The 16,383-nt window shown below is 68.2% G+C and carries 15 protein-coding genes; all 15 read right to left on the bottom strand.

The window, feature by feature from the left end; genetic code table 11:
• Positions 1 to 9: 9 nt before the first annotated feature.
• Positions 10 to 765, bottom strand: coding sequence for a pseudouridine synthase (locus tag LQ566_RS11855; protein ID WP_231092133.1), 756 nt, complete (start codon positions 763 to 765; stop codon positions 10 to 12).
• 71 nt (positions 766 to 836) lie between these two features.
• Complete coding sequence (scpB, locus tag LQ566_RS11850) at positions 837 to 1,454, bottom strand: SMC-Scp complex subunit ScpB (RefSeq protein ID WP_231091917.1); 618 nt, start codon at positions 1,452 to 1,454, stop codon at positions 837 to 839.
• The gene (locus LQ566_RS11845; RefSeq protein ID WP_231092132.1) at positions 1,444 to 2,286 is read right to left on the bottom strand and encodes a segregation and condensation protein A; all 843 of its coding nucleotides are present in this window, start codon (positions 2,284 to 2,286) and stop codon (positions 1,444 to 1,446) included. The genes scpB and LQ566_RS11845 overlap by 11 nt, the downstream gene beginning before the upstream one ends.
• A gap of 109 nt (positions 2,287 to 2,395) precedes the next feature.
• Entirely contained in the window at positions 2,396 to 3,265 is an 870-nt protein-coding gene (locus tag LQ566_RS11840) for a ParA family protein (protein ID WP_231092131.1), read from the bottom strand.
• 162 nt (positions 3,266 to 3,427) lie between these two features.
• Positions 3,428 to 4,798 carry an ABC transporter permease gene (locus LQ566_RS11835; protein ID WP_308070900.1) on the bottom strand — a complete coding sequence of 457 codons (1,371 nt, stop codon included), beginning with the start codon at positions 4,796 to 4,798 and terminating at the stop codon, positions 3,428 to 3,430.
• Positions 4,798 to 5,475 carry an ABC transporter ATP-binding protein gene (locus tag LQ566_RS11830; RefSeq protein ID WP_231091916.1) on the bottom strand — a complete coding sequence of 226 codons (678 nt, stop codon included), beginning with the start codon at positions 5,473 to 5,475 and terminating at the stop codon, positions 4,798 to 4,800. Before LQ566_RS11830 ends, LQ566_RS11835 begins: the two co-directional genes overlap by 1 nt.
• A gap of 37 nt (positions 5,476 to 5,512) precedes the next feature.
• Positions 5,513 to 7,360, bottom strand: a complete 1,848-nt coding sequence (locus LQ566_RS11825) for an efflux RND transporter periplasmic adaptor subunit (RefSeq protein WP_231091915.1) — start codon at positions 7,358 to 7,360, stop codon at positions 5,513 to 5,515.
• Positions 7,357 to 8,415, bottom strand: a complete 1,059-nt coding sequence (locus LQ566_RS11820) for a hypothetical protein (protein ID WP_231091914.1) — start codon at positions 8,413 to 8,415, stop codon at positions 7,357 to 7,359. Before LQ566_RS11820 ends, LQ566_RS11825 begins: the two co-directional genes overlap by 4 nt.
• A 249-nt stretch (positions 8,416 to 8,664) precedes the next feature.
• The gene (locus LQ566_RS11815; protein ID WP_231091913.1) at positions 8,665 to 9,381 is read right to left on the bottom strand and encodes a gamma-glutamyl-gamma-aminobutyrate hydrolase family protein; all 717 of its coding nucleotides are present in this window, start codon (positions 9,379 to 9,381) and stop codon (positions 8,665 to 8,667) included.
• Positions 9,374 to 10,153: a 3-oxoacyl-ACP reductase gene (locus tag LQ566_RS11810; RefSeq protein WP_231091912.1), complete on the bottom strand. Its 780-nt coding sequence runs from the start codon at positions 10,151 to 10,153 to the stop codon at positions 9,374 to 9,376. The genes LQ566_RS11815 and LQ566_RS11810 overlap by 8 nt, the downstream gene beginning before the upstream one ends.
• Positions 10,154 to 10,200: 47 nt before the next feature.
• Positions 10,201 to 11,595 (bottom strand): aldehyde dehydrogenase family protein, encoded by a 1,395-nt coding sequence (locus LQ566_RS11805; RefSeq protein WP_231091911.1) that lies wholly within the window; start codon positions 11,593 to 11,595, stop codon positions 10,201 to 10,203.
• A gap of 3 nt (positions 11,596 to 11,598) precedes the next feature.
• Entirely contained in the window at positions 11,599 to 12,975 is a 1,377-nt protein-coding gene (locus tag LQ566_RS11800) for a glutamine synthetase family protein (RefSeq protein ID WP_231091910.1), read from the bottom strand.
• A 52-nt stretch (positions 12,976 to 13,027) separates the two neighbouring features.
• A complete protein-coding gene (locus LQ566_RS11795) occupies positions 13,028 to 13,753 on the bottom strand; it encodes a FadR/GntR family transcriptional regulator (RefSeq protein WP_231092129.1) in 726 nt (241 codons plus the stop codon).
• Positions 13,754 to 13,766: 13 nt separating this feature from the next.
• Positions 13,767 to 15,311: an amino acid permease gene (locus LQ566_RS11790; protein WP_231091909.1), complete on the bottom strand. Its 1,545-nt coding sequence runs from the start codon at positions 15,309 to 15,311 to the stop codon at positions 13,767 to 13,769.
• Positions 15,312 to 15,480: 169 nt separating this feature from the next.
• Entirely contained in the window at positions 15,481 to 16,383 is a 903-nt protein-coding gene (xerD, locus tag LQ566_RS11785) for a site-specific tyrosine recombinase XerD (protein WP_231091908.1), read from the bottom strand.

Below are 16,383 nucleotides of genomic sequence, written 5' to 3'. Positions count from 1 at the left end.
AAAACCTCGTCAGCTCTTCGCCTCGCGAGCGATCGTGAGCAGCGCACCCCGCTCGACGGCGGTGAGCTCACGCGCCTTGCCGATGGGGAGCGGCCCCAGATGCAGCGGCCCGAACTGGCGACGCACGAGCTCGGTGACCGGATGTCCCACCGCGGCCATCATCCGGCGCACGATGCGGTTCTTGCCGGAGTGCAGGGTCAGCTCCACCAGGCTGGAGCCGCGGGACGAGTCCAGCAGCCGCGCCTTGTCGGCCTGGATGAACCCGTCCTCCAGCTCGATGCCCTTGGTCAGCTGCGCGATCGTGCGCGGGAGCACCTCACCGCGCACCTTGGCGATGTAGACCTTGGTGACGCCGAAGGAGGGGTGCGCCAGCACGTGCGCCAGGTCGCCGTCGTTGGTGAGCACGAGGAGACCGCTGGTCTCCGCATCCAGCCGGCCGACGTTGTAGAGGCGCTCCTCCCAGTCGGCGGTGAACGCACGGAGGTCTGTGCGCCCCTGCTCGTCCTTCATCGAGCTGACCACGCCGGTGGGCTTGTTCAGCATGACGTACCGCTTCGTGGTGTCCAGCTGGATGGCGGTGCCGTCCACGTCGATGAGGTCGTTCTCGGGGTCGACCCGCGAACCCAGCTCGGTGACGACCTCCCCGTTCACACGAATGCGTCCGGCGACGATCATGTCCTCCACCACGCGCCGTGACGCCACCCCGGCGTGCGCCAGCGCTTTCTGCAGCCGCACCCGGTTGTCGTCACTCGTGTCGTCGGTCATGTTCATACGTCGGTCTTCTCATTCACATCAGCGAGCCGTCCTCGCGCGAGGACGGCATATCCATTCTCGGCCTAGGCGATCACGCCGTCGAATCCGTCGGCACCGTCATCGAGCAGCGGCGAGATCGGGGGCAGCTCGTCGAGGGAGTTGATACCGAGGTAGGTGAGCAGTGCATCCGTCGTGCCGTAGTTGATCGCTCCGGTCTCGGAATCGGTGAACAGCTCGGTGATCAACCCGCGCGCCACGAGCGTGCGCACCACGCCGTCCACGTTCACGGCGCGGATCGACGCCACCTGGCTGCGGGTGACCGGCTGCTTGTAGGCGATCACGGCGAGGGTTTCCAGCGCGGCCTGCGAGAGCCTCGACGGCGCCTGCGCGTTGACGTAGTCGGAGACCATGTCGTCGTGCTCGGCACGGACGTAGAAGCGCCAGCCGCCTCCCACTTCGCGCAGTTCGAACCCCCGGCGAGGCCCACCGCTCTCCCCGTCGTAGTCGGCGGCCAGCGCCCGGACCACGCGACGGACCGCCGCGGTGGGAGCCTGGACGGCAGCGGCGAGACTCACGATCGACTGCGGCTCCTCCACGATGAGCAGAATCGCCTCGACGCGCTGCGCGATCTCCGCATCGGTCAGCGGCCGGTCCTCTGGCTCGACGGCAGCGGTCACATCGGTGGCGAGGTCATCGGTCATAGTCGGCTCCCAGTGCGGCAAGGGTCTCATCGGACCAGGTCTCGGCCACCCATCGCAGGGTGAGCTCGCCCAGCGGTTCGAGCTGTTCGAAGGTGATGGCCGCGTGGCGATACAGCTCGAGGATGGAGATGAAGCGCGCCACCACCACGCCCGGCCCATCGGCGTCGGCGACCAGTTCCCGGAAGGACATCTGCTCGCGACTGCGCAGTTGCATCACCACGATGGCCGCCTGTTCCCGGATGGAGATGAGCGGGGCATGGAGGTGGTCGAGGCCCACCGTGGGCAGGGTCCGCGGCGCGAAGGCGATGAGCGCAGTGGCCACGAAGTCGTCGAGGGTCGCGGTCCAGATCAGCTCGGGAACACGCGCGCGGTATTTCTCGTCCAGCCGCACGGCGCGGGTGTGGCGGCGCGCTTCACGATCCAGGTGGGCGGCGAACCACTGCGACGCCTCCTTGAACGCGCGGTACTGCAGGAGCCGGGCGAACAGCAGATCCCGTGCCTCCAGCAGGGCGACGGATTCAGCGTCCACCAGCTCACCCTGCGGCAGCAGGCCCGCCACCTTCATGTCCAGCAGCGTCGCCGCCACCACCAGGAACTCGCTCGCCTGGTCCAGCTCGGACGGGTCATCGAGGTGCCGGAGGTACGCGATGAACTCGTCGGTGACGGTGCTGAGCGACACCTCGGTGATATCCACCTCGTGCGCCGAGATCAGGCTCAGCAGCAGGTCGAACGGGCCATCGAAATTCGACAGCGAGACGCGGAATCCGCTTGCCGCGTCGGCAGCGCCTTCGTCGCCGGAAGCGACCTCCGAGGGCTCCGCAGCACTGGCCACCGACGCACCGGCGGCCCCGGCCGACGCGCCAGACGCCTCCGTCACCTCCGCCGTGTGCGCAGCCCGAACGGCCGCAGCCACCTCCTCCGAGGTGGCGAGCTCACCGTGCTCAGGCGACGGCGCCACGATCGACCAGCTCACGCGCCAGTCGGAGGTATGCCTGCGCCGCCGGATGCTCCGGCGCGAACTCGGTGATGGGCATACCCGCCACCGACGCATCCGGGAACTTCACCGTGCGGCCGATGACCGTCTCCAGCACATCGTCTCCGAACGCCTCGACCACACGCTCGAGAACCTCGCGCGAGTGCAGCGTGCGCGGGTCGTACATCGTCGCCAGCACGCCGTCGAGCTTGATGTCGGGGTTCAGGCGGTCGCGCACCTTGTCGATGGTCTCGATGAGCAGCGCGACACCGCGCAGCGCGAAGAACTCGCACTCCAGCGGGATGAGCACGCCGTGGCTCGCGGTCAGCGCGTTCACGGTCAGCAGACCGAGCGACGGCTGGCAGTCCACCAGGATCACGTCGTACTCGCGGGAGACCTGACGCAGCACGCGCGACAGGATCGTCTCACGCGCCACCTCGTTGACGAGGTGCACCTCCGCGGCCGACAGGTCGATGTTCGCCGGCATCAGGTCGAGGTTCTCGACCTGCGTCGCGGTGATCACATCGTGTGCGTCGCGCTTCGGATCCAGCAGCAGGTCGTAGATGGTGGGGATGTCGTGCGTCGGGACGCCGAGACCCGCCGACAGCGCGCCCTGCGGGTCGAAGTCCACGACCAGCACCTTGCGGCCGTATCCAGCGAGAGCGGCCGCCAGGCTGATGGTGGTGGTCGTCTTGCCGACGCCACCCTTCTGGTTGCACAGGGCGATGATGCGGGCGGGACCGTGCTGGTCCAGCTTGGGAGGAGTCGGGAAGCCGTGATAGGGACGCCCCGTGGGCCCCATCGGCACATCGCCGTTCTGCTGGCTCTTGCCCGTCATCGCCTTGTTCGCCACCGAATCTCCCGTACTCACGCCTGAATCGCGCTCAGGAAAGTCTAGCGGCGCTCTCCCCGCCCCTTTCGTACCGCGCCGCGCGGCGAGACATCCGCTTCGCCCGAAGACGAGGGTGTGCGCCGGCCCCGGAGGACCAGCGCACACCGGTCAGGATCCGCGCAGGGCAGCGACGGGTTCGATCCGCGCCGCGCGACCGGCGGGGTACGCCCCGGCGAGCCATCCCACCACGGCGCCCAGCAGTGCGCCGCCGATGGCGACCCAGGGCTGCACCACCGGTGTCCATCCCTGCGTCAGCGAGACGATGACGATGGCGAACACGCCGACGCTCGCACCGATCAATCCGCCCAGCAGGCCGATGATCACCGACTCCACCATGAACTGCGTAGCGATCTGCCGCCTCGTCGCACCCACCGCCCGGCGAAGACCGATCTCCCCCACGCGCTCCATCACGTTCAGCAGCGTGACGTTGGCGATACCGAGCGCACCGGCCAACAGCACGATGCCACCGAGGATCAGGAAGACGAAGTTCACGTCGGCCTGCACGTTGCTGGCCAGCGACGAGCGCGACGGCGGCGCAGCGGCCTCCAGCGTCTCGGGCGCATTCGGGGCCAGCACCAGCGGAGCCTGCTTCGCCACCTGCTGACCCGCGCCCACGGCGATGCGGATCTGCAGTTCGCTCGGCGCACCGAGGCGGAAATCCGCCGATGCGGACTGTGAGGGGATGATCACCGCATCGCGGAGATCGGATCGGCGCTGGAAATCGTCCACGATGCCGATGACGGCGTACGGGATCCCGGAGATGAAGATCGCCGGCTGACGGTCGATGCGAAGCACACCGAGACTCTCCGCCGCGCCCGCTCCGAGCACCGCGACCCGGTCCGCCCGCTGATCATGACCGGCATCGAACATCCGCCCGCTGGTGATGGTCGCATGCAGGGTTGCCAGCACGTCGCCGGACGCGGCGACGAGACTCGGCGGTGCCTTCTGCGGTGCCGACGGGTCCACGATGGGAACCGCCGTGATCGGCTCCGAGCCGAGGTTCACGTCGCTGATGAGCGCGGCACCCTCCACCCCGACCAGTGTCATCACCCGTTCCGGTGCATCCCAGGGGATACGACCCGCCGCGGCAGTGGTCTCCCCTCCGGTGCGCGCCTTGGCGGGCGTCACCTGCACCGTGGTCTGGGCGACCGCGTCGAACTGGCTCGCGATCTGGCCAGCCGTGGTCTCTGCGAATCCGATCGTGGCGACCAGCGCGCCGATGCCCAGCACCGTTCCCAGGGTCGTCATGATGAGCCGGCCGGGCCGCGCACCGATGTCCGCGGTTGCTTCGGCGACCAGGTCCTGCATCGTGAAACGGTCGGCATGCGGCACAGGCCGCAGGAGCGCGGCGACCCCGGTGGGTGCGGACTGCGCATCCACAGCGTCCGTCGCCTCCTCCAGAGCGGTCTTCGAACGACGACGGAAGGGGTTGCGCCACTTCGACCGGGTACCGCCCTCGCGGCGAGGAGCGCGCGCCATCAGGCCACCTCGGTCAGTCGGCCGTCGGCGATGCGCACACGGCGATGGGCACGACGGGCGACGTTGTCGTCGTGCGTGATGAGCACGAGCGTGAGCCCATCGGCGTTCAGCTCCTCGAACAGGCTCATCACCTCCCCCGTCGTCTTCTGGTCCAGGTTTCCGGTCGGCTCATCGGCCAGCAGCATCCGCGGGCTCCCCGCCACCGCGCGGGCCACGGCCACGCGCTGGCGCTCGCCACCGGACAGCGAGGGGGGCAGGAAGTCGAGCCGGTGCCCCAGCCCCACGCGCTCCAGGGCGTCGCGGGCACGCTGCTCGCGCTCGGCGCGCGGAATGCCGTTGTATTGCATCGGCATCAGCACGTTGTCGAGCACCGACCGGCGGGGCATGAGGTGGAACGCCTGGAAGACGAACCCGATGAGGCGTGCGCGCACGGCGGCGCGCTCGTCCTCACCCAGCGTGGAGGTGCTGGTTCCCGCGAGGAGGTACTCCCCCACAGTGGGCCGGTCGAGCAGGCCCAGCAGGTTCAGCATCGTGGACTTCCCGGATCCCGACGGACCGATGATCGAGACGTACTCACCCTCGCCCACCGTGAAGTTCACGCCCTTGAGGGCCTGTACTTCGGGCGGTCCGGGAAAGGAACGGGTGAGGTCGCGCAGCTGTACGAGCGGGACGGTCACGAGGCCCCCGCCGACACGGGCGCGCTGATGACGGTGGTCATTCGCCGATCACCACCAGGTCGCCCTCTTCGAGCTTGCCCTCGGTGGGCGTGACCTCCACGAACCCGCCGGCGGACAGACCCAGCTTCACCTCCACGAGGTGCGTCTTGGCCGATTCCCCCTCACGCGGATCGCCGTCGACAACCTCGATGCGAGATTCACCGCCGGCACCCGCGGTGAGCGCGGCGAGCGGGACGGAGAGCACCTCGCCCTCGGTGGCTCCGACCGGAATGGTCACGCGGACGTTCGTTCCCTGCACGCTGGCCAGCTGCTCCGGGGTCAGCCCCTCGGGGTCCAGCTGGATGCTCCAGCGCTGCGCATCCGCCTTGCCCTGATCGATCGCACTGATCTTGGCGTTGATCTGCGTGCCATCCGGCAGCGCGAACGTACCGGCGGTTCCGACGGCGAGCAGCTTCGCGTCGGCGACCGCGGCGGAGCCGTTGAGACGCACCGTGGCACCCGACACGCTGAGCGCCGCACCCTCGAGCTTGCTGCCGCGCTTCACCTTCACATCGTCCACGCGACGCGGGAGGTCGGTGAGGAACAGCACCTCACTCGACGGAAGCGAAGCCTGCACGCCCTGACGGGCGGTCTCCAGGTCGGCGTAGGCGCGAGTGAGCTGCTCCTGCGCCGCGTCGACGGCACCCTGCTCCGCCTCAGTGCTGACTCCGGCCCACAGCGCATCCCGCTCGGCGATGGCCAGGTCCAGGGCATCCTGCAGCGCCGGGATGTCCGGCTTCGGATCGGACGTCTTGTCGTTGCGAGCGGCCTCTAGGGCGCGCTCAGCCGCGGCTACTGCCTGGTTTCGTTGCAGGACCTCGACGTTCGAGGGCCCCTGGCCGGCCTTGTCCAGCGATGCCTGTGCCTGCGCGACCCCCTGCTCGGCCGCGGTCACGCTCTCCTGAGCGGACTTATACGCCGTGTTGGCCGCCTCGTCCCCCGTCGGGGCGGCGTACCCCGCTGCGGTGTACAGCGCCGCGACAGCGTCAGCGGTCTGCTGCGTGAACGAGGCGTCGGCGGGGTCGCCGCCGTCGATGCCCACTGCCTGCAGCGCCTGCTTCAGCTGAACCACGTCCGGGCCGTTCACGCCGATGCGCAGCGTGCGGTACGAGGGGAGGTCTCCGGGCAGCACGATGACGGGCCGACCGGCCACCTCCATCGCCACCGAGAGCTTGTCGAGCGTGTCGCCCACCGCCGGAACACGGCCGGTGACGATGGCAGCACCGCTGACGTCGGAGGCGTCGATGCTCACGTCGACGGCGTCCGCATAGGCCACATCCGCTCGGATCGTGACGTCGTTGCTCAGCTCCCCGAACTCGACGGGTGCCGTCACGAGCCCCGGGGCATCCGGCTTCTTGTCTGCCGCCGCCTCCGCCGGAGAGATGATGAACCGCTGCACCGCGAGACCGGCTACCAGCGACAGGATGGCGATCACGACCGTGATCCACAGCATCCGATTGCCGCGGAAGACGCGCTTCCAGCCCTTCACGCGCGAGGTGTCGGGCTTCTCCTCGACCTCTTCCTCGGCAAGCGGGGCGCCGAGGATCGTCTCGAAGCCGTCCGAGGCGGGCGCATCGCCGGTGGTGCCGGAATCGGCGTCGAGCGCCGAGGCGCGTGCTGCCACGTCGGGATCTCCGGCGGACCCGGCGATGTAGCCGAACGTCTCCGTCGGGCCCGTCGCCGCGGGGTCAGCCGGCGCCACGACCTCGGAAGCCTCTGTCGAGACACCGTCGTGCTCGGTCGAAACGCTGTCACCCGCGACGCTGCCCTGGTCGGGCGTCTGGTCGGGGTGTTCGCTGCTCCCCTCGGTTCCCTCGTTCTTGCCCCGTCCGCGTCGTCCGATCACTTGGCCTTCTCCGCGGCCTGCTCCATCGCGGTCTTGTACGCCTCGAGCTCAGCCTTGTGCTCATCGACGAACTTCTGCTCCGCGGCGAACACCAGGTCCTGCTGCTTCTTGGCGTAGTCGGTCTTCTGGCGGCATTCCAGGTCGGCGAGCGCGGTCTCGATCTCCTCCTCGGCGGCCTGCTTCCACTCCGGGGACTTCGTCGGGTCCACGTAGTCCGCCGGATCCGCGGTCTCCGTGCCGGATGCGGACATCGACGCGTTCGCGTCCTCCCAGAACTTGTTGCTGCGCTCGTAGAAGCTCTGGATCACCGCGCTCTGGCGGTCAAAGCCGCTGTAGCCGGCCTCGGCGAAGCAATCGGCCCAGGCCTTGTCGGCTTCCGTGGGCTTGGCACCCTCGCCGTAGAACTGGTCGTAGAACTTGCTGACGGCGTCCATCAGCGGCTGGAACTCATCGGTCTGCCCGATGTTCTGCTCGCCCCAGACCTCCTCCTGGGCCTTGCCCTGACAGCTGTTGGAGTTGTCCCACTGGAACTCGGGATCGTTCATCTCCTCCTCGGTCGGCTGCGGACCGTAGAGGACTTCGTAGTACGACGTGCGCTCGCTCTCGGTGAGGGACTCGACATACTCCTGGTTGGGATCCACCCAGGTGTTGCCGTCGGTGGGCTCCTCGGGCTCCGACGGGTAGGGGTTGTTGAACACGCCGTACCCGTACTGCGCGACCCACTCCTTCTTGTCCGGCTCCCACTCGACGTCGCTTCCGCCGACAACGCCGGGCTGCGAGGAGTAGTCCACGGGCTGGTACTCGAAGCCCTCCTTCGCCATGCACTCGGCGACGAGCTCCTCCACCTTCTTCTGCTTCTTGTCCGACTCGGCCTGCTGCTCCTCGGGCGATGCGTCGAAGTCGTAACCGGCGTTCATGTACTGCGACAGCGGGGAGTTCTTCCAGGCGTCTTCCGGGGAGAGCGCCTCGCCGGAGCCTCCGCTGGTGCAACCGGTGATCCCGGCGAGCAGAGCGCCCGCCGCCGTCACAACCAACAGCGTCTTCGCTACGTTCATGTTCTTCTCCCCTTTTCGGGCCCGAGGCCGCCTGGTCCGCACAGGCTATCCAAAGCTGCGCGACGGCGGCATCCATCGCGGGATGGATATGCAGATGCTGTACAGGTATGTCCGTTCGGAGGGATAAAGTCTCAAACTCTTCGCTGGAGACATCCGTCCGGGTGTCTCCAGCCTAGGAAGCGCACCAAGAAGGGCGAGTCAGGGACTCCCCTGACTCGCCCCTGATTCTGGGTGAGACGTGCGGCGGTGTCAGCGCATGCGCGCCCGTGCCGCCGCGACCAGTGCGGCGAAGAGCTCGCGGTCCGCACCCTCCTCCGGATGCCACTGCACGCCCACCACGAACCGGTCGCCCGGACGCTCCATCGCGTGCGGGATGCCGTCCTCACCGCTGGCGGTGACCACGAATCCGGGATGCTCGCCGATCCCCTGGTGGTGATGACATTCCACTTCGGCGCGCTCGCCGAGGATCTGCCCGGTTCGCGTACCGCTGTCGACCGTCACCGCGACGTGGCCGTACACGCCGTCGCTCCCGGAGTGCACGGCGTCCCCGCCCGCATCCGGCAGATGCTGGATCAGCGTCCCTCCCGCGGCAACGGCCATCAGCTGCATGCCACGGCAGATGCCGAGCACGGGCAGGTCCCCGTCATCCGCGGCGGCGAGGTAGGCGAGCTCGGAGGCATCCCGATCGTCGTACCAGACCGTGACGGTGGGATCCGGCTCCTGCCCGTAGCGATGGGGCGAGACATCGGCACCGCCCGCGATGATGATCGCGTCCAGCCGGTCCGCCACCGCGGCCGCCTTCTCGGCGTCCGCCACCGGCGGAAGCAGCACGGGCGCGCCGCCGGCCTCTTCGACCGCGCGGGCATACGTGGCGGGCAGGAGGTCGGCGTTCACACCGGGCCAGGTCCCCCACGTCGCGCTCTGGCGGTAGGTGGTGATGCCGATCACCGGGATGCGTTCACTCAAAGTCGCTCTCCAGCGGGGTCACGTAGGCGTGGGACAGGCCGCCGTCCACGAGGAACTCGGTCGCGGTGATGAAGCTGGACTCGTCGCTTCCCAGGAACGCCACCGCGTTGGCGATCTCCTCCGGCTCCGCGAAACGTCCCATCGGGATGTGGATGAGGCGACGCGCGGCGCGCTCGGGGTCCTTCGCGAAGAGCTCCTGCAGCAGCGGCGTGTTCACCGGCCCGGGGCACAGCGCGTTGACGCGGATGCCCTTCCCCGCGAACTGGACGCCGAGTTCGCGGGTCATCGCGAGCACTCCGCCCTTGGAGGCGGTGTAGGAGATCTGGGAGGTCGCCGCCCCCATCAGCGCGACGAACGACGCCGTGTTGATGATGGAGCCGCCGCCCTGTTCCAGCATGTACGGGATCACGGCCTTGCAGCAGAGGTAGACGCTGGTGAGATTGACGTTCTGCACCAGATCCCATGCCTCGATGCCCGTCTTGAGGATCGAGTCGTCGGAGGCCGGCGAGATTCCGGCGTTGTTGAACGCCACATCGATCCGGCCGTACTTCTCCTTCGCGAGGGCGAACATCGCCTCCACCTGTTCGGCGTTGGTCACATCGACCGGCGCGAACGCGCCACCGAGCTCCTCCGCCACCGCGACGCCGTTGCTGGAGGGCAGGTCCCCGATGACGACGGTCGCCCCTTCCGCGGCGAACTTCCGCGCCGTGGCGAGGCCGATTCCGCTGGCGCCGCCGGTGATGACGGCGACCTTCCCGTCGAGCTTTCCCATGTGATGCCTTTCGTGTTGCGAGGGTGTGAAGTCTGTTTGTCGAGGAGTCAGGAGTCGGTGGAGATGAAGACGTTCTTCACCTCGCTGAACGAGTTCGGCGCATCCGGGCCGAGCTCACGGCCCAGCCCCGACTGCTTGAAACCGCCGAACGGCGTCCAGTACCGCACCGACGAGTGCGAGTTGATGGAGAGGTTTCCGGAGTCGACGGCGCGCGCCATCCGCAGCCCCCGTCCGAGGTCACGGGTGAAGATCGAGCCGCTGAGGCCGTACTCCGTGTCGTTGGCCTTGGCGATCGCATCCGCCTCGTCCCGGAACGGCATGACCGCCACCACGGGGCCGAAGATCTCCTGCGTCCACACCGGATCCGTCAGCGTCCGCGGCAGCACCACGCTCGGTGCCACCCAGAAGCCGTCGCCGTCGGTGCCGCGCTGACCCGAGAACGCGATGTCGGCATCAGCCAGATAGGCCTCCACGCTCGCCTTCTGGTGTGCCGAGATGAGCGGACCCATCTGCGCCGCATCGTCGTTCGGATCCGTCACCCGGAAGTCCGCCACTGCCGGACGCAGCAGCTCGAGGAACCGCTCGTACACGCTCTCCTGCACGAGGATCCGCGAGCGCGCGCAGCAGTCCTGACCGGCGTTGTCGAATGCGCTGCCCGGAGCCGTCGCGGCCGCGAGCTCGAGGTCGGCGTCCTCGAACACGATGTTCGCGCTCTTGCCGCCGAGCTCCAGCGTGACGCGCTTGACCTGGTCGGCGCAGCCGCGCATGATGCCCTTGCCCACGTCGGTGGAACCGGTGAAGCAGACCTTGCGCACCAGCGGATTCGTCACGAACCGCTCGCCCACCACGCGGCCCTTTCCCGGGATCACCGTGAACACGCCGTCGGGGAGGCCCGCATCGCGCGCCAGCTCGCCGATCCGCATGGCCGTCAGTGGGGTGAGTTCCGCGGGCTTGAGCACGACCGTGTTGCCGGCTGCGAGCGCGGGGGCGAATCCCCAGCCGGCGATCGGCATGGGGAAGTTCCACGGGACGATCACGCCCACCACGCCCAGCGGCTCGTGGAACGTGACGTCGACGCCTCCCGGCACCGGGATCTGCAGCCCGAAGTGGCGCTCCGGCGCGGCCGAGTAGTACGTCAGGACGTTGCGGACGTTCTCCGCTTCCCACACCGCGTTGCCGATGGTGTGACCGGAGTTCGCGACCTCCAGAGCGGCCAGCTCGTCCACGTGCGCGTCGATCGCCGCGGCGAACTCGCGAAGCAGCCGCGCCCGCTCGCCGGGGGCGATCGCCCGCCACGCGGGGAAGGCGGCGTGCGCGCGCTCAATGGCGGCGTCCGTCTCGGCGAGATCCGCCAGGCCGACCGAGCCGATCGCCTGCCCGGTCGCGGGATTGATCACGGCGGACTCGCCGCCGCCGTGGAAGGGGGATGCGGGGATGCGCATGAGTCAGAGCCTTTCGAAACCGCGGCGGAGTTCCCAGTCGGTGACCGCCGCATCGAAGGCGGCGATCTCCACGTCAGCGTAATTCGTGTAGTGGCGGACGACGTCCTCGCCGAATGCCGCGGCAGCGAGGGCAGATCCCGCCCACTCCTCCCGCGCCTCCGCCAGCGTCTTCGGCACCACGGGCGCATCCGACGAGTAGGCGTTGCCAACGAGCTCGGGCTCGAGTTCCAGCTCGTTCTCGATGCCGTACAGACCGCCGGCGAGCATCGCGGCCAAGGCGAGGTAGGGGTTCACGTCACCGCCCGGCAGCCGGTTCTCCATCCGCGCGCTCCCTCCTTCGCCCACGAGCCGGACCGCGCACGTGCGGTTGTCCATGCCCCAGGCGATGGCCGTCGGGGCGAAGGAGCCGAGCGCGAATCGCTTGTAGGAGTTGATGTTCGGCGCATAGAGCAGAGTGAACTCGCGCATGGTGGCGAGCACCCCGGCAATGAAGTGGTCGTACAGCTTCGTGCGCGAGTGGGTGGCTTCGTCCCAGAACACGAGCGCTCCGTCCTCCGCGCCCCGCAGCGACATGTGGATGTGGCAGGAGTTGCCCTCGCGCTGGTTGGGCTTTGCCATGAAGGTGATGGATCCGCCCGCCGAGCGCACCACGTCCTTCGCGATGGTCTTGTAGACGGAGTGGTTGTCCGCCGTGGTCATGACTTCGGCGTACTTGAAGGCGATCTCGTGCTGGCCGAGGTTGCACTCCCCCTTCGCCGATTCCACGTTCATCCCCGCCGCATAGGTGACCCGGCGGATCTCGCGCAGCAGGGGCTCCACCAGGAGCGAACCCAGCACGGAGTAGTCCACGTTGTACTGGTTCATCGGCACGAGGTCGCGATACCCGTTGTTCCAGCCCTGTTCGAAGGAGGTCTGGAACATCACGAACTCCAGCTCCGTGCCCGCGAACGCGGTGAACCCGAGCTGTGCGGCGCGCTCGATCTGACGACGGAGGATCTGGCGCGGCGACACCTCGACGGGGCTGCCGTCGGCGAGGGTGAGGTCGCACTGGATCATCGCGGTGCCCGCGCGCTGCGGCAGCAGCCGGATGGTGTCGAGGTCCAGCACGAACATCATGTCGCCGTACCCCTTCTCCCAGCTGGTCAGGTCGTAGCCGTCGACGGTGTTCATCTCCACATCGACGGTGAGCAGATAGTTGCAGCCCTCCGTACCGTGCCCGAGCACGCTCTCCACGAAGAACTCGCCGTGGATGAACTTCCCCTGCAGGCGCCCCTGCATGTCGGTGAAGGCGAGCAGGACGGTGTCGATCGTGCCATCGCTGATGGCGGAGCGGAGCTGCTCGGCGGTGAGCATTCGGTCGTTGCGGGTTGCGCTTGTCATGAAGGAGACCTCGGATCTTGCGTGATGTGAGGGATGTTCTGAGGACGAGGGGTCAGGTGACCAGGCCGCGAAGCAGCGCGGCCGTCGCCTCGCAGTGCTCGCGCATCACGGCGCTGGCCGTGTCGGGGTCGCGGTCCAGGATCGCCTGGATCACGCCGCGATGCTGCTCGTCGGAATGGTGGATGTTGGGCTGCAGGAACGGGATCCGCGCGAGCAGCCGGTGCACGCGGATCAGCGTCTCGCCGCAGGATGCGGCCAGCGTGGGCGAGCCGGAGGCAGTGGCGATGGCGAGGTGCAGCCGGGCATCCGCCTGGCGGTAGTCGGCGGGCTCGTGGGTCTGTTCGACATCGGCGAGACTGCGCAGCAGCAGTTCCCGCTCCGGGGCAGACAGGTCGCGTGAGGCGCCGGCGGCTGCGGCCCCCGGCTCCACCACCGAGCGCAGCACGATCACGTCGGTGAGCTCGGCTTCCAGTTCCGCCCGGCTGAGCGCATCCGGCGCCGCCGGGCTGGGCCGGCTCTCCACCACGGTCCCGCCGCCGCGTCCGCGACGCGTGGACACGAGTCCCGCGGCACGAAGCGCGCTGATCGCCTCGCGCAGCGTGGCGCGGGAGACGTCGAGCCGGGCCGCAAGGTCGCGCTCCGAAGGAAGACGATCACCCGGACGGAGGATCCCGAGCTGGATCGCGGATCCGAGCTGCTCGACGCACGACTCGAAGGTCATCTGCGAGCGCACCGGGCGCAGCACGAGTCCGATGAGGGGCGAGGGATCCTCCGTCATGGTGTTCACGCTCTCACTCCTCCAGAAGGAGGTCGGCGTCCTTGGTCAGGTGCGGCGCCTCGTCGTGCGACATGAAGGTGCGCTTGCCGTACGCGAACCACAGCACCACGGCGAGGATCGCCACGACGGCCACCGCGACCGGTGCGTAGTTGAACGTGTCGATCGTGATCTCGGCCACCGGCGGCAGCACGAACAGGATCACGATGAAGATCACCCACACCACCGCGATCCAGCCGACCAGCGCGCTCCACTTGCCCAGGTTCCACGGGCCGGGCTTCCACGATGCGTCCAGGCGGCGCAGCAGCACCGGCGTGACGTACGCGATGTACAGACCGATCACCGCGACCGAGGTGACGGCGGCGTAGGCCGTGTAGTTGAACAGCGCCGGGACCGTGAGGATCACCGACAGCACGACGCACAGCCAGATGGAGTTGGTCGGCGTTCCGGTGCGCTTGTTCACCTGCGCCCAGATGCGCGATCCGGGGATCGCGTTGTCGCGTGAGAACGCGTAGCTCATGCGGGAGTTCGCCGTCACCGACGCCATTCCGCAGAAGAACTGGGCACCGCACACGATGAACAGCAGGAACTTCGCGACATCGGGGTTGTTCAGCGCGTCGATGAAGATCTGTGCCGGACCGGAGCCCAGTGAGGTTCCCACGATGGCCGACAGGCCCTCCTCGCTGCCATCCTGGATCGCCGCGACGATCGTGTACAGCAGGATCCAGCCGCCGATGATCGAGATGAGCACGCTCATCACGATGCCCCGGGGGGCCGCGCGGGACGCGTTCTTGGTCTCCTCGGCCACGTGAGCGGAGGCGTCGTATCCGGTGTAGGTGTACTGGGCCATCAGCAGACCCATGAGGAAGACGTAGGGCCCGAAGGTCCACCCGGTCTCGTTGTGCCAGGTGGTGAAGGTCCATGCCACATCCTGGTGCTGCGACGGCATGATCCACAGCACCGCGACGATGATCACGACGCCGACGATGTGCCACCAGGCCGACACGGTCGACAGCAGGCTGACGAGGTTCACGCCGAAGGTGTTCAGCAGACCGTGGATCACGATGAGGACGACGAACAGGCCGAAGGTGTTGAGAGCGGTCACCTCCACGCCCCACATGAGGTTGGCGAACGCCATCATGGTGGCCGCCGCACCGTAGTCGATGGCCGCCGTCACGGCCACTTCGCCGAGGAAGTTGAACCAGCCGACGAACCAGGCCCACTGCCGCTTGTTCTTCTTCGCGAGACGGCCGGCCCAGAAGTAGAGCCCGCCGGCGGTCGGGTACCGCGAACACACCTCGGCCATCGCGAGAGCGACGCACAGCACGAAGATGCCGACCAGCGGCCAGCCGATCGTGATGGCGGAGGGGCCGCCGGACTTCAGAGCGATGTTGAACGAGGTGATGCACCCCGCCAGGATCGAGATGATCGAGAACGACACCGCGAAGTTGGAGAAGCCGGACATCCCCCGGTGGAGCTCTTGTTTGTAGCCGAGTTCGGCGAGGGCCGCCGCATCATCGTCCACGTGATTCACCGGCGTCTTTGACGATTCTTCACTCATTGCACTTCCCATCGGAATCACAGAAAGAAACAGTTGAGCGATTCTCGTGCCGCCGGGAGCTGAATGTCAATGGCCTGACTTCAGACCGATAGAACTTCCCGGCCGCGGTGAGAGAGGGAAATCGCACCCCCGAAGGGCTTCGGAGGTGCGATTTCCCCCTTCCACGGCGTCAGCGGGCTCGAGGATGGGCGAGGGTGTAGACGTCTCGGAGGGCATCGACGGAGACGTGCGTGTAGATCTGCGTCGTCGTGACCGATGCGTGCCCGAGGAGTTCCTGCACCACACGCACATCGGCCCCGCCCTGCAGCAGGTGCGTGGCGAAGGAATGGCGCAGCGTGTGTGGGGAGACGTGAGCGCTCAGCTGCGCACGCTCGGCAGCTGACTGGATCACCAGCCAGGCGCTCTGCCGCGACAGCGGCGCGCCGCGTGCACCGAGGAACAACTTCGGCGTGGCGCTCCCCCGCGCCGCGAGAGCCGGACGAACCCGGGTGAGGTACGCGTCCACGGCCGCGCGTGCGAACGAGCCGACCGGCACGATGCGCTCCTTCGATCCCTTGCCGCGGAGCCGGATCACGTCCCCGTGCGTGAGGTCGTCGACGTCCAGGCCGATTGCCTCGGACACGCGCGCGCCGGTGGCGTACATCAGCTCCAGCAGCGCGCGATCGCGCAACCCGATCGGATCATCCGACGGGGGCGCGTCCAGAAGCGACTCGACCTGCGCGATCGTCAGCGCCTTCGGCAGCCGTCGGGGCGGCTTCGGGGGGCGGAGCCTTCCCGTGGGGTCGTCTGTGTCGATCCCCTCACGAACCAGGAAGCGATGCAGTCCCCGCACCGAGGACTGCATGCGCGCGAGGCTCGTGGCCGCGGGAGGCGGATCGAGGCTGGCTCGCTGCGCGGCGAACTCCGCCACGATCGCCGGGGTGATCGCCGCGGTGTCCTCGGTGCCGGCATCGGCGAGCCACTCCGCGTACGCGGCCAGATCGCGCCGGTACGCGGCCACCGTGTGTTCGGAGAGCCCGCGTTCGATGGTGACGTGACGCAGATACCGATCCACGGCGCGCTCGATGTGCAT

Origin of the sequence: Microbacterium nymphoidis (genome assembly GCF_021044885.1) — a bacterium.
Lineage (GTDB): Bacteria > Actinomycetota > Actinomycetes > Actinomycetales > Microbacteriaceae > Microbacterium > Microbacterium nymphoidis.
Note: the sequence above shows the minus strand (reverse complement) of the source record. Positions and strands in the feature narration are given on the sequence as shown.

Excerpts from the sequence above, each read along its gene's own strand:
- scpB (WP_231091917.1), bottom strand. The coding sequence starts at position 1,454 with ATGACCGATGACCTCGCCACCGATGTGACCGCTGCCGTCGAGCCAGAG.
- LQ566_RS11805 (WP_231091911.1), bottom strand. The coding sequence starts at position 11,595 with ATGCGCATCCCCGCATCCCCCTTCCACGGCGGCGGCGAGTCCGCCGTG.
- LQ566_RS11820 (WP_231091914.1), bottom strand. The coding sequence starts at position 8,415 with ATGAACGTAGCGAAGACGCTGTTGGTTGTGACGGCGGCGGGCGCTCTG.
- xerD (WP_231091908.1), bottom strand. The coding sequence starts at position 16,383 with ATGCACATCGAGCGCGCCGTGGATCGGTATCTGCGTCACGTCACCATC.
- LQ566_RS11855 (WP_231092133.1), bottom strand. The coding sequence starts at position 765 with ATGACCGACGACACGAGTGACGACAACCGGGTGCGGCTGCAGAAAGCG.
- LQ566_RS11790 (WP_231091909.1), bottom strand. The coding sequence starts at position 15,311 with ATGAGTGAAGAATCGTCAAAGACGCCGGTGAATCACGTGGACGATGAT.
- LQ566_RS11835 (WP_308070900.1), bottom strand. The coding sequence starts at position 4,798 with ATGGCGCGCGCTCCTCGCCGCGAGGGCGGTACCCGGTCGAAGTGGCGC.
- LQ566_RS11795 (WP_231092129.1), bottom strand. The coding sequence starts at position 13,753 with ATGACGGAGGATCCCTCGCCCCTCATCGGACTCGTGCTGCGCCCGGTG.
- LQ566_RS11840 (WP_231092131.1), bottom strand. The coding sequence starts at position 3,265 with ATGACGGGCAAGAGCCAGCAGAACGGCGATGTGCCGATGGGGCCCACG.
- LQ566_RS11800 (WP_231091910.1), bottom strand. The coding sequence starts at position 12,975 with ATGACAAGCGCAACCCGCAACGACCGAATGCTCACCGCCGAGCAGCTC.
- LQ566_RS11810 (WP_231091912.1), bottom strand. The coding sequence starts at position 10,153 with ATGGGAAAGCTCGACGGGAAGGTCGCCGTCATCACCGGCGGCGCCAGC.